18 protein-coding genes and 1 tRNA gene are annotated in these 23,772 nt (G+C 68.0%); 13 read left to right on the top strand and 6 right to left on the bottom strand.

What is annotated here, in order from left to right; all coding sequences use genetic code 11:
- The first annotated feature begins 20 nt into the window (after positions 1-20).
- The 8 genes from rpoC (at position 21) to FB547_RS11575 (ending at position 11,764) form a co-directional block, all read left to right on the top strand.
- Complete coding sequence (gene rpoC / locus FB547_RS11610) at positions 21-4,250, top strand: DNA-directed RNA polymerase subunit beta' (RefSeq protein WP_145742365.1); 4,230 nt, start codon at positions 21-23, stop codon at positions 4,248-4,250.
- A 102-nt stretch (positions 4,251-4,352) separates the two neighbouring features.
- Positions 4,353-4,955 (top strand): LemA family protein, encoded by a 603-nt coding sequence (locus FB547_RS11605; RefSeq protein ID WP_145742363.1) that lies wholly within the window; start codon positions 4,353-4,355, stop codon positions 4,953-4,955.
- Between the two features lie 141 nt (positions 4,956-5,096).
- The gene (rsmB, locus tag FB547_RS11600) at positions 5,097-6,425 is read left to right on the top strand and encodes a 16S rRNA (cytosine(967)-C(5))-methyltransferase RsmB (RefSeq protein ID WP_145742361.1); all 1,329 of its coding nucleotides are present in this window, start codon (positions 5,097-5,099) and stop codon (positions 6,423-6,425) included.
- Positions 6,406-7,053, top strand: a complete 648-nt coding sequence (locus FB547_RS11595; protein WP_145742359.1) for a DUF4390 domain-containing protein — start codon at positions 6,406-6,408, stop codon at positions 7,051-7,053. Before rsmB ends, FB547_RS11595 begins: the two co-directional genes overlap by 20 nt.
- A complete protein-coding gene (locus FB547_RS11590) occupies positions 7,050-9,380 on the top strand; it encodes a sensor histidine kinase (RefSeq protein WP_145742357.1) in 2,331 nt (776 codons plus the stop codon). The genes FB547_RS11595 and FB547_RS11590 overlap by 4 nt, the downstream gene beginning before the upstream one ends.
- A 91-nt stretch (positions 9,381-9,471) precedes the next feature.
- Positions 9,472-10,173 carry a response regulator gene (locus tag FB547_RS11585; RefSeq protein ID WP_012745757.1) on the top strand — a complete coding sequence of 234 codons (702 nt, stop codon included), beginning with the start codon at positions 9,472-9,474 and terminating at the stop codon, positions 10,171-10,173.
- Between the two features lie 18 nt (positions 10,174-10,191).
- Positions 10,192-10,267, top strand: a tRNA-Phe gene (locus tag FB547_RS11580).
- 195 nt (positions 10,268-10,462) lie between these two features.
- Positions 10,463-11,764 (top strand): methyl-accepting chemotaxis protein, encoded by a 1,302-nt coding sequence (locus FB547_RS11575; protein ID WP_145742355.1) that lies wholly within the window; start codon positions 10,463-10,465, stop codon positions 11,762-11,764.
- A 39-nt stretch (positions 11,765-11,803) separates the two neighbouring features.
- On the opposite strand, the gene FB547_RS11570 is transcribed toward FB547_RS11575, so the two are convergent.
- Positions 11,804-12,295 (bottom strand): SRPBCC family protein, encoded by a 492-nt coding sequence (locus FB547_RS11570; protein WP_145742353.1) that lies wholly within the window; start codon positions 12,293-12,295, stop codon positions 11,804-11,806.
- 225 nt (positions 12,296-12,520) lie between these two features.
- On the opposite strand from FB547_RS11570, the gene FB547_RS11565 reads away from it, so the two are divergent.
- From FB547_RS11565 to FB547_RS11555, 3 genes are read left to right on the top strand one after another with little or no spacing between them, the layout of a single operon-like run.
- On the top strand, positions 12,521-13,210 hold the full coding sequence (locus tag FB547_RS11565; protein ID WP_145742351.1) for a dienelactone hydrolase family protein: 690 nt from the start codon (positions 12,521-12,523) through the stop codon (positions 13,208-13,210).
- Positions 13,207-13,590 carry a DUF427 domain-containing protein gene (locus FB547_RS11560; protein WP_145742349.1) on the top strand — a complete coding sequence of 128 codons (384 nt, stop codon included), beginning with the start codon at positions 13,207-13,209 and terminating at the stop codon, positions 13,588-13,590. The genes FB547_RS11565 and FB547_RS11560 overlap by 4 nt, the downstream gene beginning before the upstream one ends.
- A gap of 33 nt (positions 13,591-13,623) precedes the next feature.
- Positions 13,624-14,736, top strand: coding sequence for a mechanosensitive ion channel family protein (locus FB547_RS11555; protein WP_145742347.1), 1,113 nt, complete (start codon positions 13,624-13,626; stop codon positions 14,734-14,736).
- Here FB547_RS11555 and FB547_RS11550 read toward each other — a convergent pair.
- The 4 genes from FB547_RS11550 to FB547_RS11535 form a co-directional block, all read right to left on the bottom strand.
- Positions 14,724-16,130 carry a hypothetical protein gene (locus FB547_RS11550; protein ID WP_145742345.1) on the bottom strand — a complete coding sequence of 469 codons (1,407 nt, stop codon included), beginning with the start codon at positions 16,128-16,130 and terminating at the stop codon, positions 14,724-14,726. The two genes, FB547_RS11555 and FB547_RS11550, sit on opposite strands and share 13 nt — an antisense overlap.
- A gap of 221 nt (positions 16,131-16,351) precedes the next feature.
- Complete coding sequence (gene groL, locus FB547_RS11545) at positions 16,352-17,977, bottom strand: chaperonin GroEL (RefSeq protein WP_145742344.1); 1,626 nt, start codon at positions 17,975-17,977, stop codon at positions 16,352-16,354.
- A gap of 50 nt (positions 17,978-18,027) precedes the next feature.
- The gene (gene groES, locus FB547_RS11540) at positions 18,028-18,348 is read right to left on the bottom strand and encodes a co-chaperone GroES (RefSeq protein ID WP_145742341.1); all 321 of its coding nucleotides are present in this window, start codon (positions 18,346-18,348) and stop codon (positions 18,028-18,030) included.
- Between the two features lie 172 nt (positions 18,349-18,520).
- Entirely contained in the window at positions 18,521-19,186 is a 666-nt protein-coding gene (locus tag FB547_RS11535) for a diguanylate cyclase (protein ID WP_145742339.1), read from the bottom strand.
- Positions 19,187-19,376: 190 nt separating this feature from the next.
- Here FB547_RS11535 and FB547_RS11530 point away from each other — a divergent pair, with 190 nt between their 5' ends.
- A complete protein-coding gene (locus tag FB547_RS11530; protein WP_145742974.1) occupies positions 19,377-20,465 on the top strand; it encodes a glycosyltransferase family 4 protein in 1,089 nt (362 codons plus the stop codon).
- A gap of 2 nt (positions 20,466-20,467) precedes the next feature.
- Complete coding sequence (locus FB547_RS11525) at positions 20,468-22,618, top strand: amylo-alpha-1,6-glucosidase (protein ID WP_145742336.1); 2,151 nt, start codon at positions 20,468-20,470, stop codon at positions 22,616-22,618.
- Positions 22,619-22,642: 24 nt separating this feature from the next.
- Here FB547_RS11525 and FB547_RS11520 read toward each other — a convergent pair whose 3' ends face one another.
- The gene (locus FB547_RS11520) at positions 22,643-23,749 is read right to left on the bottom strand and encodes an SMP-30/gluconolactonase/LRE family protein (protein ID WP_145742334.1); all 1,107 of its coding nucleotides are present in this window, start codon (positions 23,747-23,749) and stop codon (positions 22,643-22,645) included.
- Positions 23,750-23,772 lie beyond the last annotated feature (23 nt).

Raw genomic sequence — 23,772 nt, 5'->3', positions numbered from 1 at the left:
TTGAAAAGGGAAAGAGTCTTATGAAATCGCTACTCGACCTGTTCAAGCAATTCACGCCCGATGAGCATTTCGATGCCATCAAGATCGGCATGGCTTCGCCCGAGAAGATCCGTTCGTGGTCCTTCGGCGAGGTGAAGAAGCCCGAGACGATCAACTACCGCACGTTCAAGCCCGAGCGCGACGGCCTCTTCTGCGCCAAGATCTTCGGCCCCATCAAGGACTACGAGTGCCTGTGCGGCAAGTACAAGCGCCTGAAGCACCGCGGCGTGATCTGCGAGAAGTGCGGCGTCGAAGTCACGCAGACCAAGGTGCGCCGCGAGCGCATGGGCCACATCGACCTGGCCGCGCCCTGCGCCCACATCTGGTTCCTGAAGTCGCTGCCGTCGCGCCTGGGCCTCGTGCTCGACATGACGCTGCGCGACATCGAACGCGTGCTGTACTTCGAAGCCTACGTGATCACCGACCCCGGCATGACCCCGCTGAAGAAGTTCGGCATCATGTCCGAGGACGACTATGACGCGAAGCGCAAGGAATACGGCGACGAGTTCGTCGCCAAGATGGGCGCCGAAGGCATCAAGGATCTGCTCGAGGGCATCGAACTCGACAGCGAGATCGAACGCCTGCGCGGCGACCTGACCGGCTCCGAAGTCAAGGTCAAGAAGAACTCCAAGCGCCTCAAGGTGCTGGAGGCCTTCCGCAAGTCGGGCATCAAGCCCGAGTGGATGGTGCTCGACGTGCTGCCCGTGCTGCCGCCGGACCTGCGTCCGCTGGTGCCGCTGGACGGCGGCCGCTTCGCGACCTCCGACCTGAACGACCTGTACCGCCGCGTCATCAACCGCAATTCGCGCCTGCGCCGCCTGCTGGAGCTGAAGGCTCCGGAAATCATCGCGCGCAACGAGAAGCGGATGCTGCAGGAGGCTGTCGACTCGCTGCTGGATAACGGCCGCCGCGGCAAGGCCATGACGGGCGCCAACAAGCGCGCGCTCAAGTCGCTCGCCGACATGATCAAGGGCAAGAGCGGCCGCTTCCGCCAGAACCTGCTGGGTAAGCGCGTCGACTACTCGGGCCGTTCGGTCATCGTGGTGGGCCCGACGCTCAAGCTGCACCAGTGCGGCCTGCCGAAGCTGATGGCGCTCGAGCTGTTCAAGCCCTTCATCTTCTCGCGCCTCGAAGCCATGGGCATCGCGACGACGATCAAGGCTGCGAAGAAGGAAGTCGAATCGGGCACGCCGGTGGTCTGGGACATCCTGGAAGAAGTGATCAAGGAGCACCCGGTGATGCTGAACCGTGCGCCTACGCTGCACCGTTTGGGCATCCAGGCGTTCGAGCCGATCCTGATCGAAGGCAAGGCGATCCAGCTGCACCCGCTGGTTTGCGCGGCCTTCAACGCCGACTTCGACGGCGACCAGATGGCCGTCCACGTGCCGCTGTCGGTGGAAGCGCAGATGGAAGCCCGCACGCTGATGCTGGCCTCCAACAACGTGCTGTTCCCGGCTTCGGGCGAACCCTCGATCGTTCCTTCGCAGGACGTGGTGCTGGGTCTGTACTACACGACCCGCGACCGCATCAACGGCAAGGGCGAGGGCCTGATCTTCTCCGACATCGGTGAAGTGCAGCGCGCGCTCGACGCCAACGAGGTCGAACTCACCGCCAAGGTGGCAGTGCGCATCACGGAGTACACCAAGGACAAGGAAACCGGCGAATTCACGCCTTCCACGTCGCTGGTGGACACCACCGTGGGCCGCGCGCTGCTGTCCGAGATCCTGCCCAAGGGCCTGCCGTTCTCGAATATCAACAAGGCGCTGAAAAAGAAGGAAATCTCCAAGCTCATCAACGTCTCGTTCCGCAAGTGCGGCCTGAAAGAGACCGTGGTGTTCGCCGACAAGCTGCTGCAGAACGGCTTCCGCCTGGCCACCAAGGCCGGCATCTCGATCGCCATCGACGACATGCTGGTGCCCGCCGAGAAGCACGGCATCATCGAGCGCTCGGCCAAGGAAGTGAAGGAGATCGAGCAGCAGTACGTCTCCGGTCTCGTGACCTCCGGCGAGCGCTACAACAAGGTGGTGGACATCTGGGGCAAGGCCGGCGACGAAGTGTCGAAGGTCATGATGGCCAAGCTGTCCAAGCAGAAGGTCATCGACCGCCACGGCAAGGAAGTGGAGCACGAGTCGTTCAACTCCATCTACATGATGGCCGACTCCGGCGCCCGCGGTTCCGCAGCGCAGATCCGCCAGGTGGCCGGCATGCGTGGCCTGATGGCCAAGCCGGACGGCTCGATCATCGAGACGCCCATCACCGCGAACTTCCGCGAAGGCCTGAACGTGCTGGAGTACTTCATCTCCACTCACGGTGCCCGTAAGGGTCTGGCCGACACGGCGCTGAAGACGGCGAATTCGGGCTACCTGACGCGCCGCCTGGTCGACGTGACGCAGGACCTGGTGGTCACCGAGCAGGACTGCGGCACGCACGGCGGCTACCTGATGCGCGCCATCGTCGAAGGCGGTGAAGTGATCGAGTCGCTGCGCGACCGTATCCTGGGCCGCTCGGCTGCCGACGACGTGCTGCACCCGGAAAACCGCTCGGTGCTGCTGAAGGCCGGCGAGATGTTCGACGAGGACAACATCGAAGAGCTCGAGGCGCAAGGCGTCGACGAGGTCAAGGTGCGTACCGCGCTGACCTGCGAAACCCGCTTCGGCATCTGCGCGACCTGCTACGGGCGCGACCTGGGCCGCGGCGGCCTGATCAACATCGGCGAAGCCGTCGGTGTGATCGCTGCGCAGTCCATCGGCGAACCCGGCACGCAGCTCACGATGCGTACCTTCCACATCGGTGGTGCGGCATCGCGTGCAGCGGTGGCCTCGAGCGTCGAAGCCAAGTCCAACGGCGTGATCGGCTTCAACGCCACGATGCGCTACGTGACCAACAGCAAGAACGAGCTGGTGGTGATTGCACGTTCGGGCGAGATCGTCATCCATGACGAACACGGCCGCGAGCGCGAACGCCACAAGGTGCCGTACGGCGCGATCCTGGCGGTCAAGGCCGACCAGCAGATCAAGGCCGGCCACGTGCTTGCCAACTGGGATCCGCTGACGCGCCCGATCATCACGGAATTCGCCGGCAAGACGCAGTTCGAGAACGTGGAAGAAGGTCTCACCGTCGCCAAGCAGGTGGACGAAGTGACCGGCCTGTCGACCCTGGTCGTGATCGATCCGAAGCGCCGCGGCGCTGCCAAGGTCGTGCGTCCGCAGGTGAAGCTCATCGACGCCTCCGGCGCCGAAGTGAAGATCCCGGGCACCGACCACTCGGTGACGATCGGCTTCCCGATCGGCGCCCTGGTGCAGATCCGCGACGGCCAGGACGTGGGCCCCGGCGAAGTGCTGGCGCGCATCCCGGTCGAAGGCCAGAAGACCCGCGACATCACCGGCGGTCTGCCGCGCGTGGCCGAGCTGTTCGAGGCCCGTTCGCCGAAGGACAAGGGCATGCTGGCCGAGATGACCGGTACCGTGTCGTTCGGCAAGGAAACGAAGGGCAAGATCCGCCTGCAGATCACCGATCCGGAAGGCACGGTCTGGGAAGACCTCGTGCCGAAGGAAAAGAACATCCTGGTGCACGAAGGCCAGGTGGTGAACAAGGGCGAAAGCGTGGTCGACGGCCCGGCGGACCCGCAGGACATCCTGCGCCTTCTGGGTTCGGAAGAACTCGCGCGCTACATCGTGGACGAAGTGCAGGACGTGTACCGCCTGCAGGGTGTGAAGATCAACGACAAGCACATCGAGGTGATCGTTCGCCAGATGCTGCGCCGCGTCGTGGTCGACAACATCGGCGATACCAGCTACATCTCCGGCGAACAGGTCGAACGCAGCGAAATGCTCAACACCAACGACGCCCTGCGCGCCGAAGGCAAGATCCCCGCGACGTTCACCAACCTGCTGCTGGGTATCACGAAGGCATCGCTGTCGACCGACTCGTTCATCTCTGCCGCTTCGTTCCAGGAAACGACGCGCGTGCTGACCGAAGCCGCGATCATGGGCAAGCGCGACGAGCTGCGCGGCCTGAAGGAAAACGTCATCGTCGGCCGCCTGATTCCCGCGGGCACCGGCATGGCCTACCACCAGGCGCGCAAGGCCAAGGATCAGATGGACGAGGCCGAGCGCCGCGCCATCGCCGAATCCGAAGCCGCCGAACTGGCTGGTTCGACCAGCGATGTTCCCACCACGGCCGACGCCAGCGAAGGCGCCGCGTCCGAATAACTGGGTAGCATCACCGGCCATGACCGGTATCCGACGCCCCCCGACCGCCCCCGGTTGGGGGGCGTTTTTCTTTGAGTTGTCTATTGCGAAGCGTTTTTGTCGATGAGCGTGTTGCCCGATTCGATGGTCGGCTGGATCGTCATTGCCGTGCTCCTGTTCTGGTTCGTGGGCGCTTACAACCGGCTCGTGCGTCTGCGCGCGGCCGTGCTCCAGGCCTATGCCACGCTCGATGCGGCCTTGCGGAAGCAGCTGGATTTCGTCCAGGCCAGCATCACGGCCGCCCTGCCGGAAAAGGATGCGTCCAGCCATTCGTCGGCCGTGGCGCCGCTGCAGGCCGCCACCACCCAGCTGGCGACCCTGCTGGGCGCCACCCGGCTGCATCCGCTCGACCCCGGCGGCATGGCCGCGCTGGCCACGGCGCTGCAGGTGTTGATCACGGCCTGGCAGCGCCAGCATCCGGACGCGGTGACGGTCTTCGAGGCGGACGGAACGCTCTCGCGGCCGGCGCCGCTGCTGCCGGCCGGCGCCGGTGCGGCCTCCGGCACGCTCGAACCCATGGCCTGGCCCGAGCCTTCGGCCGCGGCGGAAATCGCACGCAGCCAGTTCAACCTGGCGGTGGGGCAGTACAACGCCGCCATCGTCCAGTTTCCGGCGCTGCTGGTGGCATGGATGGTGCGTTTGCGTCCGGCCGCGCCGTTGCTTTGAAGCCGCCCGGACGCCGGCGCTGCATTTTTTCTTCGTACGCTCGCGGGGCGCCGCGCCTGCGGCGCGCCCGTTGACGCCCATTACCATCGCCCCAACTTGTCAGAACTATCTTCCGATCATTCCGCCGGCACCGCGCCGCCGATGCAACCGCCGCTATGGCGCCAGCTGCAGCTGACTGCGGCGGCGCTCGCGTCGATTCGCGCCGGCAGCTCGGGCAACGTCGCGTTCGAAGCCGTCGAGCCCGCCATGCGCCCCGGCGTGCAGGCGCTCGGTTTCCAGGTGCTGCGTTGGCTCGGCCGCGCCGAGGCCCTGCGCCGCCACCTGGCCAAGCGCACGCCGCCGCCACTGCCCGACGCGCTCCTGTGCACCGCATTGGCGCTGGCCTGGGATGCGCAGCACGCGCCCTACGAGCCCTTCACCCTGGTCGACCAGGCCGTCGAGGCGGCCAAGCGCAATCCAGCCACGCGCGCGCAGGCGAGCTTCATCAATGCCTGCCTGCGCCGCTTCCTGCGCGAGCGCGACGAGCTCGTGGCCGCGACCGACCACGAACCGGTCGCGCAGTGGAACCATCCGCGCTGGTGGATCGAGCGGCTCAAGCGCGACCACCCGCGCGACTGGCAGCGGGTGCTCGCCGCCGACAACGCGCAGCCGCCGATGACCCTGCGCGTCAACCTGCGCAAGACCACCGTGGCTTCCTATCAGCTCGCGCTCCAGGCAGCGGGCCTCGAGGCCGTCCGGGTAGGGCAGGCGGGCCTGCAGCTGGCGCGTGCGCGCCCGGTGCAGCAGCTGCCCGGCTTTGCCGACGGCGAATGCTCGGTGCAGGATGCCGCCGCGCAGCTGGCGGCGCCACTGCTGCTCGAAGGCCTGCTGCCCGCGGCCGGAGCGGCACCCCTGCGCGTGCTCGATGCCTGCGCCGCCCCCGGCGGCAAGACCGCGCACCTGCTGGAATTCGCCGGCCCGGCGGCCGTCGAGGTGACGGCGCTTGAGGTCGATGCCGCCCGCAGCCGCCGCATCGACGAAACCCTGGGCCGGCTCGGCCTGTCCGCCAGGGTGCTGGTGGCCGACGCCGCGCGGCCGTCCGCCTGGTGGGACGGCACGCCATTCGACGCCATCCTGCTCGATGCGCCGTGCACCGCCTCGGGCATCGTGCGGCGCCATCCCGACGTGCGCTGGCTGCGCCGCGAGAGCGACACCGCCCAGCTGGCGGTCCAGCAGGCGGCGCTGCTCGCGGCCCTCTGGCCCCTGGTCCGGCCCGGCGGCCGGCTGCTCTATTGCACCTGTTCCGTCTTCCGGGAAGAGGGCTCGCAACAAATCGATGCGTTCCTTGCGCACAACACCGACGCCCGATTGGGGGCATCGCCAGGCCATTTGCTTCCCCAAAGCGGGGCGAATGCCCGCGCCGTCCCGGACAATCCCTCAGGTGACCACGACGGCTTCTTCTACGCCCTGCTTGAAAAACGTCCGCGCTGAGGCTCGCAGGCGGCGCATCCTGGCGCCGCTGGCCGGGCTCCTGATGGCCTGGGCATTGCTCTTGACCTGCCTGCTCCCGATTGCGGTGGCGCAGGGGCGCGTCGTGCCATCGGTCACCCAGATGCGGCTGGAGCAGGCCGACGACGGCGTCTATCTCACCGCGGCCGTGCAGTTCGAGCTGCCCTCGCTGGTCGAGGAGGTGCTCGACAAGGGCATTGCCATCTATTTCGTGGCCGAGGCCGAGGTCTTCCAGGAGCGCTGGTACTGGACCGACCGCAAGGTGGCGCAGGTCACGCGCCACATGCGGCTGGCCTACCAGCCGCTCACGCGCCGCTGGCGGCTCAACGTGTCGCCGGTGCCCATCACCGGCGCCGCGGGATTCGGCGTTTCGCTGAACCAGAACTTCGACAGCCTGGCCGACGCCATGGACGCCGTCAAGCGCGTCGGCCGGCTGCGGCTGGGCGACGCGGCCGAAGTGGGCGACGAGCCGCTGCACCAGGTCGTGTTCCGCTTCCGGCTCGACACCTCGCAGCTGCCGCGCCCGTTCCAGATCGGCGTGGTCGGCCAGGCCGACTGGAACATCGTGGCCGAGCGCAGCGCCAAGCTGGCGCTGGAGAAGCAGCGGTGAGCAACAAGCCGCGCAGCGGCGCAGCGGCCACGCCCGCCGCCCGCCGCGCGCGCGCGCTGCGCTGGGCCGTGGGCGTGGGCGCCGCGCTGGTCACGGCCATCGGCCTGGTGCTGATGTTCCTGCTGGCCCAGGCCACCAACAACCGCGCGCTGTACGAGCGCTACTACGTGCGCCTGTTCGGCATCAACGTGGTGGTGGCAGTGCTGCTGGTGCTGGTGATCGGCTGGGTCGCCTTCCGGCTGCTGCGGCGGCTGCGCCAGGGCAAGTTCGGCAGCCGCCTGCTCATCAAGCTCGCGGCCATCTTCGCGCTGGTGGGCGTGGTGCCGGGCGCGCTGGTCTACGTCGTGTCCTACCAGTTCGTCGCGCGTTCGATCGAGAGCTGGTTCGACGTCAAGGTGGAGGGCGCGCTCGACGCCGGCCTGAACCTCGGCCGCGCCACGCTCGATTCGCTCGCGGACGACCTGGCCGCCAAGACGCGCGTGGCCAGCGCCCAGCTGGTGCAGGTGCCCGATGCGAGCGCCGGCCTCGTCCTCGAGCGCATCCGCGACCAGCTCCAGGCCAGCGACGTGGTGCTCTGGACCGGCACTGGCCAGCTGGTCGCCGGCGCCGGCGCCTCGCGCTTCCAGCTCAACCCCGAGCGGCCGACCACCCAGCAGCTGCGGCAGGTGCGCGCCGACCGCGCCATCGCCCACATCGAAGGCCTGGACGAAACCGCGCCGCCGGGCGCCAATGTGCCGCCTGCCAGCGTGCGCGCCCTCGCGATGGTGCAGCGGCCGGGCTTCGACTTCGACACGGCGCCGCGCTTCCTGCAGGTGACGCAGCCGCTGCCGCCTGCGGTGGTGGCCAACGCGCTCGCCGTGCAGGAAGCCAACCGCGAATACCAGGAGCGGGCCCTGGCCCGCGAGGGCCTGCGGCGCATGTACATCGGCACCCTCACGCTGAGCCTTTTCCTGGCCGTGTTCGGCGCCGTGCTGCTGGCCGTGCTGTTCGGCAACCAGCTCGCGCGGCCGCTGCTCGTGCTGGCGGACGGCGTGCGCCAGGTGGCCGGCGGCGACCTGCGGCCGACCGCCGTGCTGCAGGGCAAGGACGAGCTGGGCGGCCTCACGCGCTCCTTCGCCGTCATGACCCAGCAACTGGCCGATGCCCGGGGCGCCGTCGAAAAGACCATGGGCCAGCTCGACGCCGCCCGCGCCAACCTGCAGACCATCCTGGACAACCTGACCTCCGGCGTGATCGTGCTCGACGCCAAGGGCACCATACTTTCCACCAACCCAGGCGCCACCCGCGTGCTGCGCGCGCCTTTGGCCGCCTACGAGGGCATGCCGCTCGCCCAGGTGCCCGGGCTCGCGGACTTCGGCAACAGCGTGCAGCAGCAGTTCGACGAGTTCCAGGTCGAGCGCCTGCAGCATGGGCTGGACCACTGGCAGCACGCCTTCGAACTGCATGCCAGCGGCACCGACCTGCCGCAGCAGGACAGCGCCATCAACATCGTGGCGCGCGGCGCGGAGCTGCCGGGGGCCGCGCGGCTGCTGGTGTTCGACGACATCTCCGAAATCGTTTCCGCCCAGCGCGCCCAGGCCTGGGGCGAAGTGGCACGCCGCCTCGCCCACGAGATCAAGAACCCGCTCACGCCCATCCAGCTCTCGGCCGAGCGGCTCGAAATGAAGCTCTCCGGCAAGGTCGCGCCGCCCGAGCAGGCCGTGCTCGTCAAGTCGGTCAAGACCATCGTCGACCAGGTCGACGCCATGAAGCGGCTGGTCAACGAATTCCGCGACTACGCCCGCCTGCCCGCGGCCGACCTGAAGCCGGTCGACCTCAACGCGCTGCTGGCCGACGTGCTCCAGCTCTACAGCGCCGAGAACGCGCCCATTGCGCTGCGCTCCGAGCTGGACGAGCGCTGCCCGCCGATCCGCGGCGACGCCCAGCAGATCCGCCAGGTCATCCACAACCTGCTGCAGAACGCCCAGGACGCCGCCGAGGCCGCCGCCAGCACCACCGGCCGCGCCGGCGAGGTCGTCATCCGCACCCGCCTGGGCGATTCGGGCCAGCGCGTGCGCCTGACCGTGCAGGACAGCGGCCCGGGCTTTGCCGAGAACATCCTCAAGCGCGCCTTCGAGCCCTACGTCACCACGAAAACAAAAGGTACAGGTTTGGGACTGGCCGTGGTCAAGAAGATCGCGGACGAGCACGGCGCCCGCATCGAGCTTTCCAACCGCGTTGTCGATGGGGCTGTAGCAGGGGCGCAAGTCTCGCTATCATTCGCGCTGGCAGGCGAGCCGCAAACAGCGGTCGCTCACACCGAAGATCCGAAGTCTTCCGCCGCCTGAGCGTGAAAGAAACCCGTCGCGCACAGACGATGGGGCGGCTGGCGGACCCTACACACATTGCAGATACCGGCGCATACAACAAGCAGCACTCATGGCAAACATTCTCGTGGTCGATGACGAGCTGGGCATTAGGGACCTGCTCTTCGAAATTCTCAATGACGAAGGCCACAACGTGGAGTTGGCGGAAAACGCGGCCGAGGCCCGCGCAGCGCGGCAGCGCGCACGGCCCGACCTCGTGCTGCTCGACATCTGGATGCCCGACACCGACGGCGTTACGCTGCTCAAGGAATGGTCCACCGCCGGGCTGCTGAGCATGCCCGTCATCATGATGAGCGGCCACGCCACCATCGACACCGCCGTCGATGCCACCCGCATCGGTGCCTTCGCGTTCCTCGAGAAACCCATCACGCTGCAGAAGCTCCTGAAGGCCGTGGAGCAGGGCCTTGCGCGCGAAAACGCCAGGCGCGCGGCGGCCGGCGTGGTGCCCCCGGCCCCGGGCATCAATCCCTCGGCCGCCATCACCACCACCGGCGACAGCCTGCTGCTGGCCTCGCTCGCCTCCGTGCCGGTGCCCGACGCCGGCCCGCAGTCGACCCAGAGCTTCGACCTCGACCGTCCGCTGCGCGACGCGCGCGACGGCTTCGAGAAGGCCTACTTCGAATTCCACCTGGCCATGGAGAACGGCTCGATGACCCGGGTGGCCGAGAAGACCGGCCTGGAACGCACCCACCTCTACCGCAAGCTCAAACAACTTGGCGTCGATCTTTCGAGAGGGCGCAGAAGCGCTGTATAATTTAAGGCTGCACACCAAGGCCCGGTAGCTCAGTTGGTAGAGCAGCGGATTGAAAATCCGCGTGTCGGTGGTTCGATTCCGCCCCAGGCCACCAAATTACTGCGTCTCTCAAAGGCGCAACCCCAAAAAGCCCCAAGCAAATCAACAGCTTGGGGCTTTTTGCATTCCGAAGCGCCTCAGTTTTCGAAACCCCGGGTTTACGCCTGGGTCCGAACCCTCAAGTTTCCGCACAGCACTGCCGATATTCCTGGCAACTGGCCCCGCGTCGGCGGCCGTCATGGAAAAGCACATGCGCAATTGGAAGATCAGTGCCCGGCTGGGCGCGGCGTTCGGGATCGTGTTGCTGTTGATGGCGACGGGGCTCGTGATCGGGATCGCGGGCCTTCAGGACATCGCCGCCGGCGTCGCCCCGGAACTGGCATGGCGTATCGGCTCGGCACAGAAGCTCATGGCCGGCTTCGGGCTCGCCGCGCTGCTGGCCGGCGTCGGCTGCAGCGTCTGGCTTGCGCGCAGCATCATGCAGCCCCTTGGCGAGGCGATCTTCATTGCCGAGACCGTGGCCTCGGGCGACCTCAGCAAGGAATTCGAGACAGAGCGCGGCGGCGATTTCGGGCGGCTGCTGCGCGGCATGGGCGAGATGGAAGATACGCTGACGGACGTGGTGACGCGCATCAAGGCGTCGACCGATTCGATCGTGGTGGCATCCGGGCAGATCGCTGCCGGCAACCAGGAGCTGTCCTCGCGCACCGAGGAGCAAGCGAGTTCGCTCGAGCAGACCGCGGCCTCGATGGAAGAGCTCACGAGCACCGTCAAGCAGAACGCCGACAACGCTCGCCAGGCCAACCAGCTCGCGCTCTCGGCTTCCGAAGTGGCGGTCAAGGGTGGCAGTGTCGTGGGGCAGGTGGTCGACACCATGGCGTCGATCAATGCCTCGTCCAGGAAGATCGTCGACATCATCGGCGTGATCGACGGCATCGCGTTCCAGACCAACATCCTGGCGCTGAACGCCGCAGTGGAAGCCGCGCGTGCAGGCGAGCAGGGCCGCGGCTTCGCAGTCGTCGCGTCGGAAGTGAGGAGCCTTGCACAGCGCTCGGCGGCGGCGGCCAAGGAAATCAAGGGCCTGATCGACGATTCGGTGGGCAAGGTCGACGTGGGCAGCGCGCTCGTCGGCGAGGCCGGCAAGACGATGGAAGAGATCGTGAGCGGCGTCAAGCGCGTGACCGACATCATCGGCGAGATCACGGCCGCGAGCCATGAACAGGCGCAGGGCATCGAGCAGGTGAACCAGGCGATTGCGCAGATGGACCAGGTGACGCAGCAGAACGCGGCGCTGGTCGAGGAGGCGGCGGCCGCGGCCCAGTCGCTGCAGCAGCAGGCCGACAGCCTCTCGCAGGTGGTCGCAACCTTCAAGCTCGACGACGATGAAGAGGACGGACTCGCCGCCGCGCCGCCCAGGCCCGCACCCGTCCAGGCGCGTGTCGTGCAGCCGATGCAGCCGGCTCGGCGTGCCCTTGCCGCCGCAACGCAGCGCAAACCGGCGGCTGCCATTGCGGGAGCATCCGCTGCCATCGGAGACTGGGAGACCTTCTAAGCCCGTGCGTGCGTGCCGGCCGCGGGCGGCCAATGACTGTCAGGCCGGCTGCCAGCCAGCCTTGTGCGCATCGGGGTTCTTGTCCGCGACAAGATTCAGCCTGATGCCATGCTCGAGAAACGCCTTGAGCCCTGCAAGCGTCCAGGTGAAGCCTTGAGTCGACTCGGCAACGTACTTGAAGAGTTCGTCTCCATCACCTGTCCATCCAGACTCCGTGATGACGACATAGGTCGTTCCATCCTCGCGCGCGGAGAACTTCCATTCGACCGTCGTGCGGCCGCTGTACCCATCCCACTCGATCACGATGCGCTTGTCGGGTTCGATGTCTTTCACGAGCACCGACGTGGATGTTCCATACATCTCCCAGTCCCATCTGACCTCATGACCGGTCTCGAGCCGGCCGCTGCTTTGGGTGAACCAGAAGCTGGTTGTCACACGGGGGTCGATGAACGCCCCGAACACCTCTGCGACAGGCTTGCGGATGAGCATCTCCGTTTGTGCGACAGGTGCTTTCGTGATCTCGACTTTCATGGAGGACCTCCGTGCCAGTTGATATTGGCATGGAGAGCTCCGCACCATGAGCACTCGGCGCCATGGACCCGCCCGCAGTGCAGTTTTCTTTCAATATGCAACGCTGCACTCCACCTACGCCAATGTGAGCATCGCCCTACAGAAGAAGCGCTGCAAAAAAATAAGCTGACCGATGGCGAGGCCGAGCAGATGAGATGAAGTGCCTCGTGCAAGGAAGCCAAAAAATTGGACCCCCCATCCAGAACCTTCGAGCGCCGCGCGCTCCGCATTCCGCTGCGCTCTTCCGTGACGCTGGAGGCTGACCTGTGCCTGCCGGCGGCCTCGCGCGGGATCGTGCTGTTTGCGCACGGCAGCGGCAGCAGCCGCTTCAGTCCGCGCAACCGCCAGGTCGCGGAGAGCCTCAACGAGGCCAAGCTGGCCACGCTGCTCGTCGACCTCCTGACCTCCGACGAAGAGGCCATCGACGAGCGCACGCGTGAGCTGCGCTTCGACATCGACATGCTGGCCGACCGGCTCGTCGGGCTGACCGACTGGCTGGGCGACTGCGAGCCCGCCGCGGGCCTGAGGATCGGCTACTTCGGCGCGAGCACCGGCGCCGGTGCCGCGCTGGTGGCGGCGGCGCAACGGCCCGACGCGGTGCACGCCGTGGTCTCCCGCGGCGGACGGCCCGACCTGGCCGGGCAGGCGCTCGAGCGCGTGCGTGCACCCACGCTGCTGATCGTCGGCGGCAACGACGGGCCGGTGATCGACATGAACTGGCAAGCCCTTGCGGCGCTGCGCGGCGAGAAGCGGCTTTCGCTCGTGCCCGGTGCAACGCATCTTTTCGAGGAACCCGAAGCGCTGGGCGCGGTGTCGAAGCTGGCGCGCGACTGGTTTCGGGACCATCTCGATCCCTCCAGGAGTACGAAGAAATGAGCAAATCACCCGGACACCAGAAATGGCCCGACCACCAGGTGCGCGAAGAGCCGCTTCGCCAGCCGATGGAGGTCGAGGTCGAAGGCGTGGTCGTCGCGAGCTCGGCGGACGTGATCAAAGTTGTCGAAGACAAGTCGCCGGTGCGCTACTACTTTCCGCGCACCGACGTCCGCACGGACAAATTGAAGCGTTCGCAGACCACGACCGAATGCCCGTTCAAGGGCACCGCGAGCTACTACAGCCTGAACGTGGGCGAGCGGCAGCTGGCCGACGCGATCTGGTCCTATGAAGATCCGTACGACGAGCACCAGGCGCTGAAGGGCCGCATGGCTTTCTACGACGAGAAGTTTCCAGAGATCCATGTCCGTCCGAAGAACTGAGACGCCGGAACGCACGCATAAGGCTGCCCGCGCATGAATGAAGCGCTTGACGCGCTGGCCGATGCAACGCTGCTGGGGCTGGCCGTGCCCGACCTGGCGCTTGCAGCGGCCGCAGCCCTTGCCGCCTACCTGGCGATGCGGCTGGTGCTGCGCTACGTGATCGGGCGTGTGCGCAGCCTCGCCCAGCACACCAGCAATCGCGTCGACGACACGGTGGTCGAGGTGCTGGCCGGCACCAATCACGCGTTCCTGGTGCTGGCCGCGCTGCTGGTCGGCGTGAGCATGCTCGACCTGCCCGAGCGCTGGAACCAGCGCGTCGGACAGCTGTGGTTCATTGCGCTCGCGCTGCAGGCGGGCCTGTGGTTCACCCGGGCCATCGGCTTCGGGCTGCGCCGCTACGAGCAGCGCCACTCCTCCGCGAGCATGACGCAGATCAGCGCGTCGGCCATGCTGATGTCGTGGTCGATGCGCACCGTGCTGTGGGCGGTGATCCTGCTGGCGGTGCTGTCGAACCTGGGCGTCAACATCACCGCCTTCGTGGCCAGCCTTGGCGTGGGCGGCATTGCGATCGCGCTTGCGATGCAGAACATCCTGGGCGACCTGTTCGCCTCCCTCTCCATTGCGGTCGACAAGCCGTTCGAGGTGGGCGATGCGATCGGCATCGGCGATCTCTCGGGCACGGTGCAGCACGTGGGCCTCAAGACCACGCGGCTGCGCAGCCTGAGCGGCGAGCAGATCGTGATCGGCAACACCGACCTGCTCAAGCAGACCGTGAAGAACTATCGCCGCATGGACGAGCGCCGCATTGCCTTCAAGTTTGGCGTGAGCTACCACAGCACATCCGAACAGCTGGAGGCCATACCGGGCATCGTGAGGCGGTTGATCGAGTCGCGGCCGTCGCTGCGGCTGGACCGTGTGCACTTCCAGGCCTTCGGCGAAAGCTCGCTCGACTTCGAGGTGGTGTACTTCGTGACCACGCCGGACTACGGGCTCTACATGGACGAGCAGCAGCGCCTGAACCTGCAGATGATGCGCGAGTTCGCACGCCTGGGCGTGGAGTTTGCGATTCCGGCGCGATCCCTGCATGTGCTGTCGCCCGAGGGCCGGCGCGCGGTGGCGAAGGAACTGGCCGCTCAGGAGGCGTAGGAACGCTGCAGGCAGTGCGCCACCGACGCCAGCAGGTCGTCCGGATGCAGCATGGCCGCGCGTGCCTTCTGCGCGGTTTCGTACTGGTGCAATGCGGCCTGCAGCCGCGGTGCCGTGGCCAGCGCGTGCCAGACCGGGGCCAGCGCGGCATGCGTTGGCGCTTCGCCGCGCGCGAGCTGCTGCGCGAAGACGAGGCTCGCGGGCTCGGCGAGCAGCACGGCCTTGGTTGCGGCGCCCAGCGGCTGCGGCAGGGCTTCGGGCGGTGCCGAGCAGCAATAGATCACGTGGGGCGGCAACAGGCGGCGGATCGGGCGCAGGCCCTGCAGCGATGCGCCGGCGATGCGCTGCTCGCCGTCGGCCGATGCAAAGGCGTAGACCGCTTCGGCACGGGCCTGCGCAAGGCGCCGCAGGCCGCGCAGCAGGCGCGGAAAGTCGGACGTGGCGGCGGCCGGCGATGCCTTGGTTTCGGCGAGGAGAACGAGGTCGGCGCCGCCCGCATCGCCGCGCACGATGGCGGCATCCCATTCTTCCTTGGCCTTGTTCGCTTCTCCCGGAAACCCGCGCGGCGTGCGAAGGCCGCGTGCGACGCGGTAGGTGGCGGCTCCCTTGCGATGGCGGTTCAGCATGCCGGCGATCTCGCGGAACGCCTCGACCGCGGCCTGCTCGGCGATCCGGCCCTGCTGTGCCGATGCGCGCCCTTCGGCGGCCGCGGCATCGCTGCCCGCGAGTGGCCCGCGCCGTTCGCACAGCGCCTGGTAGCGCTGCACGCTCTCGCGCCGGAGCAGTTCGCTGCCGCGTACCAGCCGCTGCAGTGCGGGGCTGGAGCGGATCGCTTCCAACGGCGCGCCAAAGTTTCCGGTGCCGCGAAGTTCCTGCGCGAGCGGCTGTGCGAGGGCTTGCGCAAGCTCCGGCCACGCGCCCGCTGCCGCGAGGCCGTGCAGCCGGACCAGCGCGTCGCGCACGGCGCCGGCCGCTTCGTGCCGCAGCTTGCCGGGATGCGCGATGGCATCGACGGCCACCCTCAGGGTGCGCAGATCGGCCGCGCGCTGCCGGGACAGCTGCACATGCTCATGCACCTGCGCGTCCTGCGCCTGCAGCATGGCGGCCTGAAATGCCGGGTCGCCGCCTTCGGGCGCGAGCGCCTCGCGGATCAGTTGCGCCAGCGCGCGGGTGAAAAGCGCCTGCATCGCCTCGTGGCTGGGCGCAGTTGCGGGCGATGCCTTCTCGGTGCGCGCAGCCTCGATCGCAAAGGCGAGGGTGGCATCGGTGCCGCCCGCCACGGCCGCCTCGGCATCGGCCGGCAGGGGCGGCAGGCGGTACCTGCGCGGCGCGGTGCGCAGGGCAGCCAGGAGAAGGGCGTCGAGGTGATGCTGTTGTTGCTGCTGCAAATCCATTCGAATCCTGCTGCTGGATGTCGCCCGGGGGCTCCGGTCGGAAGCCACCGTGCACTCTACGCCGTCCAGGCGCGTTGGCGCAGGCGGCGCGGCCTCCGCGGCGGGCATGCCGATTGAGCCAACTGCGCCAAGGCTGCTTGCTTGACGCGCGGCGCGAAGGACAAAAAAAGCGGCGCCCCGCGAGGGACGCCGCTTCTTGCTTCATGGCGAATCGGCCGGGCTCAATAGTCCATGCCGCCCGCCGGCATCGCGGGCGCCTTCTCGGCCGGCTTCGGCAGCTCGGCCACCGTGGCGTCGGTCGTGAGGATCAGGCCCGCGATCGACGCCGCGTTCTGCAGCGCGGTGCGCGTGACCTTGGTCGGATCGACCACGCCGAGCTGCACCAGGTCGCCGTACTCGCCGGTGGCCGCGTCGTAGCCATGATTGCCCTTGCCTTCGAGCACCTTGGCCACGACCACCGAGGGCTCGACGCCCGCGTTCTCGACGATCGCACGCAGCGGCGCCTCCAGCGCGCGCAGCGCGATGCGGATGCCCGCGTCCTGGTCGGCATTGGCGCCCTGGAGCTTAGACACCGCGGCGCGTGCGCGCAGCAGCGCCACGCCGCCACCGGGCACGATGCCTTCCTCGACGGCCGCGCGCGTGGCGTGCAGCGCATCGTCGACGCGGTCCTTCTTCTCCTTCATCTCGACCTCGGTCGCGGCGCCCACGCGGATCACCGCCACGCCGCCCGCGAGCTTGGCCACGCGCTCCTGCAGCTTCTCGCGGTCGTAGTCGCTGGTCGCCTGCTCGATCTGCGCCTGGATCGACTTCACGCGCGCATCGATCTGCGCCTGGTCGCCCGCACCGTCGATGATGATGGTGTTCTCCTTCTGCACCTCGACGCGCTTGGCGCGGCCCAGGTCCTCGAGCGTTGCCTTGTCGAGCTGCTTGCCGGTTTCCTCGGAGATCACCGTCGCGCCCGTGAGCACCGCGATGTCCTCGAGCATCGCCTTGCGGCGGTCGCCGAAGCCCGGCGCCTTGACGGCCGCCACCTTGAGCACGCCGCGCATGGAGTTGACCACCAGCGTGGCAAGCGCCTCGCCCTCGACTTCCTCGGCCACGATCAGCAGCGGCTTGCCGGCCTTGGCGGCCGCTTCGAGCACCGGCAGCAACTCGCGGATGCTGGAGATCTTCTTGTCGTGCAGCAGCACCAGCGGCTCGTCCAGGTGCGCCACCTGCTTCTCGGGGTCGTTGATGAAGTACGGGCTCAGGTAGCCGCGGTCGAACTGCATGCCCTCGACCACGTCGAGTTCATTCTCGAGCGACTTGCCGTCTTCCACCGTGATCACGCCTTCCTTGCCCACCTTCTCCATCGCGTCGGCAATGATCTTGCCGATGGACTCGTCGGCATTGGCCGAGAGCGCCGCCACCTGCGCGATCTCCTTGCCGGTGGAGATGGGCTTGGAGAGCTTGCGCAGTTCCTCGATCACCGCGGCCGTGGCCTTGTCGATGCCGCGCTTCAGGTCCATCGGGTTCATGCCCGAGGCCACGTGCTTCATGCCTTCCTGCACGATGGCCTGCGCGAGCACGGTGGCGGTGGTGGTGCCGTCGCCGGCCACGTCGGCCGTCTTGGAAGCCACCTGCTTGACGATCTGTGCGCCCATGTTCTCGAACTTGTCGGCCAGTTCGATCTCCTTGGCCACTGACACGCCGTCCTTGGTGATGGCGGGTGCGCCGAAGCTGCGTTCGAGCAGCACGTTGCGGCCCTTCGGACCGAGCGTGACCTTCACGGCATCGGCAAGGATGTTCACCCCCGCGACGATGCGCTGGCGGGCGTTGTCGTGGAACCGGACGTCCTTGGCAGTCATTTTTTCATCACTCCTTTCTCAACAGGTCTGGGACATCTTCTTCGTCATCGTCAGGCGACGCGCTTGAGGCCGCCGCGCTCGCTGGTCTCGATGGTCGCGAGCACGTCGTCCTCGCGCAGCACCAGCAGTTCCTCGTCGTCGACCTTGACCGTCTGTCCCGCGTACTTGCCGAAGAGCACCTGGTCTCCGGCCTTCAGCTGCAGGGGCCGCAGCGTGCCGTCGGCGAGCAGCTTGCCCTGGCCGACCGAGAGCACCTCGCCCTGTTCGGGCTTCTCGGCGGCCGAGTCGGGGATCACGATGCCGGAAGCCGTCTTGCGCTGCTGTTCGATCCGCTTGACGATCACCCGGTCGTACAGAGGATGAAGTTTCATGTTCGATCTCCTAAGCGATGCAGGTCATCAAAAAGAGAACCTGCGCCGGCACGCGGCCGGCGCATGTGGGTTCACGTTGCTGCCGGCCGCAAGAGGCCGGCGCGCGAGAGCTATGGGCGCGCGCGCGGCGCTTCAAGGGCCTGTCGCGCGCATTTTTTTGTGACGATTTTTTTCAGGGCCCGCCCAGCACGAGGCGGTGGCTGCGGCCCAGCCGGTAGACGGTGGTGCGGCGTGCCGCGGCATCGGCCTGCCGCGGCTGCGGCATGACGGGGCAGGGCAGCGCGCGCCCGCCGCTGTCGTCGAGCGTGTCGTCGCCGCCCTGCGGCTCCTGCACCGCGGCCCAGATGCCGCGCTTGCGCGGACGGAACAGCCAGCGCAGGTAGCCGCGGTGCGCCGCCAGGCGCATCAGCTCTTCGCGGTCGGGGGCATCGGCCATCAGGTGCTCGCCGTCCTGCGCGTCGTCGTCGTAGTAGCCGAAGGCGCGCCGCCCATCGCTGACTTCGGTGGCCGGCGCGCCCAGGCGCCACCACGCGGGCCGCTCGAGCCGCTCCACGTCCCAGGCGCCGAGCTGCCAGGCGGCTTCGAGCAGCGAACGCTCGAGCTCGTCGAACGCATCGAGCCGGCCCGCGGGCACGTCCAACTGCGCCATCGACTGCGGCACCGGCCGCGCCGGCAGCGGCACGCCCGGCAGGCGAAGCGGTGTCCGCCGGAAGAAACCGTGCCAGTGCAGCGACAGCAGCGCCGGCGCCTGTTCGCGCGCCACCGCGGTCACGGTCACCGCATAGAGCGGCAGACGCATCGCATCCGACTGGTCCGCGACGGTTTCAAGAATGTTCATCGAAAAACCTCCTGTCACGAGCTGAAAAATCTAGAGCAAGCCCGCGCCGCGCGCAAGCGGCGCAGGCCGCGCAGGCGGCTCTTGAAAGCGGTCGGGCCCACCCCAAAATATGCGCACGGAGGCTGCGCCGCCTCCATTCTTCGCCTTGTTCCTTGTTCATTCATTCCCTTGCGAGGAGATTGTCTTGACGATGAAGATCGCGCAGATCGCGCCCCTGTACGAAGCCGTTCCGCCGCGGCTCTATGGCGGCACCGAACGGGTCGTTGCCCACCTGGCCAATGCGCTGGTGGACCAGGGCCACGAGGTCACGCTGTTCGCCTCCGCGGACACGCAGACCCGGGCCCGCCTGGCGCCCATGCGGGCCCAGGCCCTGCGGCTGGACCCGGCGCCGCTGAAGTCCGACCTGGCCAGCCACCTTTGCATGCTCCATGAGGTGCGGCGACGAGCGCACGAGTTCGACGTGCTGCATTTCCACGTCGACCTGTTGCACTTCCCCTTCTTCGAGGACATGGCCGGCCGCACGCTCACCACGCTGCACGGGCGCCTGGACATTGCGGACCTGCCCGGCGCGTACATGCGCTGGAACCAGTTTCCGCTGGTCTCCATCTCGCGGCACCAGCGAAAGCCACTGCCCTTTGCCAACTGGCTCGCGACCATTCCGCACGGACTCGAAGAGACCCCCTATGCCTTCGAACCGAACCCCGGCGGCTACCTGGCCTTCCTCGGCCGCATCTCGCCCGAGAAGCGGCCCGACCGCGCCATCGAGATCGCCAGGCGCGCGGGGCTGCCGCTGAAAATCGCGGCCAAGGTCGACGCGGCGGACGCGACCTACTTCGCGCAGAAGATCCAGCCGCTGCTGGACGATCCGCTGGTCGAGTTCATCGGAGAGATCGGCGACGCCGACAAGGCCGCCTTCCTCGGCGGTGCGCGGGCGCTGCTCTTTCCGATCGACTGGCCCGAGCCCTTCGGCCTGGTGATGATCGAGGCCATGGCCTGCGGCACGCCGGTGATCGGCTGGCGCTGCGGCTCGGTGCCCGAGGTGATCGAGCACGGCGTGAGCGGGCTCATCGTCGAGGACGAGGCGCAGGCCGTCGAGGCGGTGCATGCCATCGGCGGGCTCGACCGCCGCCGCGTGCGGCAGGCCTTCGAGCGGCGCTACACGGCGCAGGGCATGGCCAGCGCCTATGTCGAGCAGTACGCGCGCCTGGCCGGCGGCGGCAAGCTCCTGCCGCAGGAGCCGCAAGAGCTGCAAGAGCCTCTCTACCGCGAGGCCGCCTGAGCATGAGCATGAGCGCCGAAGTGCCCGCCACCGAGCAGGCCGAGACCGCGCCCGAGCGCGCGGTGCAGCATGCCTTCGTGCTCAAGGAGGGCGACACCTACTTCGTGATGGACGGCCACGGCGACGTGGGCGGCGGCGTCGACGGGCTGTTCCACGACGACACGCGCATGCTGTCGACCTTCGTGCTGAGGCTGGCTGGCGCGCGGCCGCCGCTGTTGTCGAGCGGCGTGAGCCACGACAACGTCTTCTTCACCGCCAACCTCACCAACCGGCCGCTGCCGGTGCTCGGGTCGACGTCGATGCCGCAGGGCGTGATCCACATGGAGCGCAAGCGCTTTCTCTGGGGTGCGCGGCTGTTCGAGCGCATCCGGCTGGTCAACTACGGCGACCAGCCGGCGCAGGCGCCGCTCGCGCTGCAGTTCGGCGCCGATTTCCGCGACATGTTCGAGGTGCGCGGCCAGCGGCGCGCGCGGCGCGGCGAGATCGGCACGCCCGAGGTCGGTGCGCAGGGCGTGGTGCTGCGCTACCAGGGGCTGGACACGGTCACACGGCTGGCCTGCATCGATTTTTCCGAGGCACCGCAGCGCCTGGACGCGGGCACCGCGGAATTCGCCGTGCCGCTGGCCGCGCGCGGCCACTGGACGCTCTACCTGGAAGTGGGCACCGAGCCCGCGCGGCCCGGCGCCGAGCGCTTCCGCGAGGCCTGCGTGCTCGCGCGCTGGCGCATGCGCCAGCGCCAGCGGCGCGGCTCGCGGCTGCACGCCTCGGGGCGCCTGTTCCAGGCCTGGCTCGACCGCTCGCGCGCCGACCTCGCGCTACTCACCACCGATCTGCCCACCGGCCCCTATCCCTATGCGGGGATCCCGTGGTTCTCGACGCCGTTCGGGCGCGACGCGATCGTCACGGCCTTCCAGACGCTGTGGATCGATCCGAGGCTGGCGCAGGGCGTGCTCGAATTCCTGGCGGCGCGGCAGGCGCACCAGACCTCGAGCTTCCGCGATGCGGAGCCCGGAAAGATCATGCACGAGACCCGCAAGGGCGAGATGGCCGCCGTCGACGAACTGCCCTTCGGCCAGTACTACGGCGGCGTCGATACCACGCCGCTGTTCGTGGCGCTGGCCGGCGCCTATGCGCAGCGCACCGGCGACCGCGCCACCATCGACCGCATCTGGCCCGCGCTCGGCGCGGCCTGCGAATGGATGGAGCGGAACATGGCGCGCCATCCCGATGGCCTGCTCGCCTACCAGCGCGGTGAAGCCAGCGGCCTGGTCAACCAGGGCTGGAAGGACAGCCACGATTCCATCTTCCATGCCGACGGCCGCACACCCGAAGGGCCGATCGCGCTGGTGGAAGTCCAGGGCTATGCCTATGCGGCCTTTCTCGCGATGTCGGCGATGGCCGAGTGGCGCGGCGATGCGGGCGCGAGCCGCTGGCGCCAGCGCGCGGCGGCCATGCGCCTTTCGGTCGAGAGCCGGTTCTGGCTCGACGACCTGGGCTTCTATGCGCTGGCCATCGACGGCGCCAACCAGCCTTGCCGCGTGCGTGCTTCCAATGCGGGCCACCTGCTGTTCGCCGGCCTGCCGAGCGCCGAGCGGGCCCAGGCCGTGGGCCGCCAGCTGCTGTCGTCCGCCTTCGCATCGGGCTGGGGGGTTCGTACCCTGCCGGCGGAGGCGGTGCGGTTCAATCCGATGTCCTATCACAACGGATCGGTGTGGCCGCACGACGCGGCCCTGTGCGCGGCCGGCCTCGCGCGCTACGGCGAGCGCGACGGCGTGGTGCGCATCCTGGACAACCTGTTCGAGTCGGCCACGCACTTCGGCATGCGGCTGCCGGAACTGTTCTGCGGCTTCGACCGCGAGCCGGGCCAGTCGCCCGTGGCCTATCCGGTGGCATGCCTGCCGCAGGCCTGGGCCGCCGGCTCGGTCTTCATGCTGCTGCAGGCCTGCCTCGGCCTGCAGGTGGACGGCATCCGGCGCGAGGTGAAGATCGTGCAGCCGCGGCTGCCGGCCGACATCGACCAGCTGCACGTGCAGCGGCTGCGGGTGGGCCAGGCGCGGGTGGACCTGCATTTCCAGCGGCTCGAGGAGCGCATCGTCGTGGTCGCGCAGACGGCACCCGGCACGCCGGGCGTCCAGGTCAACCTGCAGCTCTAGCGCGGCGGCCGGCCGGCCCGCACGCTAGACCGCGCCGTGCGCCTCCACGTAGAGCGCATAGAGCGAATGGCTGCTCGCCATGTAGAGGCGGTTGCGCTTGGGCCCGCCGAACTCCAGGTTGGCGCAGCGTTCCGGAAGGCGGATGAAGCCGATCGGCTTGCCGTCGCGGTTGAAGACCTTCACGCCGTCCATCTCTTCGGATTTTCCGAGCGGCAGGTGGGCCTTCAGGCCGCCGCCGACGTCGGTGGGTTCGGGCGCGAATGCGCCGTTGAAGCCCCATCCGCACCAGAGGTTGCCGTCGCGGTCGACGCGGAATCCGTCGAGCGCGCCGGGGCCGTCCGCGTCGATGAGCTTGGTCTTGTTCGACACGCTGGCGCCTTCGGCTGCAACGTCGTAGCTCCAGATGCTGCGGTTGGGCGTGCCCTTCCACTCGACCACGTAGAGCTTCTTCTCGTCCGGCGAGAACGCGAGCCCGTTCGGGTTCACCAGATCGGTGATGACGGCGCTGAGCTTGCCGTCGCTCGCGATGCGGTAGACGTTGGTGGTGGCCTGCTCCGGCGTGGCCTTCGATCCTTCCCACTCGCCGTTGATGCCGAAGGTCGGGTCGGTGAACCACACGCTGTCGTCCGACTTCACGACCACGTCGTTGGGCGCGTTGAGCTTCTTGCCCTCGTAGCTGTCGGCCAGCACGGTCATGCGGCCGTTCTTCTCGGTGCGCACCACGCGGCGCGTGACCGAATGTTCGCAGGTGACGAGGCGGCCCTGTCGATCGCGCGTGTTGCCGTTGGCATAGTTGGCGTTCTGCTTGTGCACCGTGAACTTGCCGGTCTTCTCGTCGTACTTCATGAGCCGGTTGTTCGGAATGTCGCTGCACAGCAGGTAGCCGCCTTCCGGAAAGTACACCGGCCCCTCGGCCCAGCGCATGCCGGTGCCCAGCTGCTCGACGGTGCTGCTGTAGATGCGGTACTTGGCAAAGCTCGGATCCAGGATCAGCACCGAAGGGTCCGGGTAGCGCTGGTTGGGCTTGAAGTCGAAGGACTGCGCGCCGGCCAGCCCGGCGAAGGCGGCCAGTCCGGAGCCCGCGGCATTCTTCAGGAAGCGGCGGCGAGGCTCGAGGGCTTTGTTCTGCATCTGTAGATCTCCTTTTTCGTCGT

Source organism: Variovorax beijingensis, from assembly GCF_007828835.1.
In the GTDB taxonomy this organism is placed as follows: domain Bacteria; phylum Pseudomonadota; class Gammaproteobacteria; order Burkholderiales; family Burkholderiaceae_C; genus Variovorax; species Variovorax beijingensis_A.
This window is presented reverse-complemented; position numbering and strand designations above follow the sequence as displayed.

Coding starts and splice junctions, on each gene's coding strand:
- FB547_RS11535 (WP_145742339.1), bottom strand. CDS start 19,186: ATGAACATTCTTGAAACCGTCGCGGACCAGTCGGATGCGATGCGTCTG.
- FB547_RS11575 (WP_145742355.1), top strand. CDS start 10,463: ATGCGCAATTGGAAGATCAGTGCCCGGCTGGGCGCGGCGTTCGGGATC.
- groES (WP_145742341.1), bottom strand. CDS start 18,348: ATGAAACTTCATCCTCTGTACGACCGGGTGATCGTCAAGCGGATCGAA.
- FB547_RS11570 (WP_145742353.1), bottom strand. CDS start 12,295: ATGAAAGTCGAGATCACGAAAGCACCTGTCGCACAAACGGAGATGCTC.
- groL (WP_145742344.1), bottom strand. CDS start 17,977: ATGACTGCCAAGGACGTCCGGTTCCACGACAACGCCCGCCAGCGCATC.
- FB547_RS11520 (WP_145742334.1), bottom strand. CDS start 23,749: ATGCAGAACAAAGCCCTCGAGCCTCGCCGCCGCTTCCTGAAGAATGCC.
- FB547_RS11585 (WP_012745757.1), top strand. CDS start 9,472: ATGGCAAACATTCTCGTGGTCGATGACGAGCTGGGCATTAGGGACCTG.
- FB547_RS11550 (WP_145742345.1), bottom strand. CDS start 16,130: ATGGATTTGCAGCAGCAACAACAGCATCACCTCGACGCCCTTCTCCTG.
- rsmB (WP_145742361.1), top strand. CDS start 5,097: ATGCAACCGCCGCTATGGCGCCAGCTGCAGCTGACTGCGGCGGCGCTC.
- FB547_RS11530 (WP_145742974.1), top strand. CDS start 19,377: ATGAAGATCGCGCAGATCGCGCCCCTGTACGAAGCCGTTCCGCCGCGG.
- FB547_RS11605 (WP_145742363.1), top strand. CDS start 4,353: ATGAGCGTGTTGCCCGATTCGATGGTCGGCTGGATCGTCATTGCCGTG.
- FB547_RS11525 (WP_145742336.1), top strand. CDS start 20,468: ATGAGCATGAGCGCCGAAGTGCCCGCCACCGAGCAGGCCGAGACCGCG.
- FB547_RS11555 (WP_145742347.1), top strand. CDS start 13,624: ATGAATGAAGCGCTTGACGCGCTGGCCGATGCAACGCTGCTGGGGCTG.
- rpoC (WP_145742365.1), top strand. CDS start 21: ATGAAATCGCTACTCGACCTGTTCAAGCAATTCACGCCCGATGAGCAT.
- FB547_RS11560 (WP_145742349.1), top strand. CDS start 13,207: ATGAGCAAATCACCCGGACACCAGAAATGGCCCGACCACCAGGTGCGC.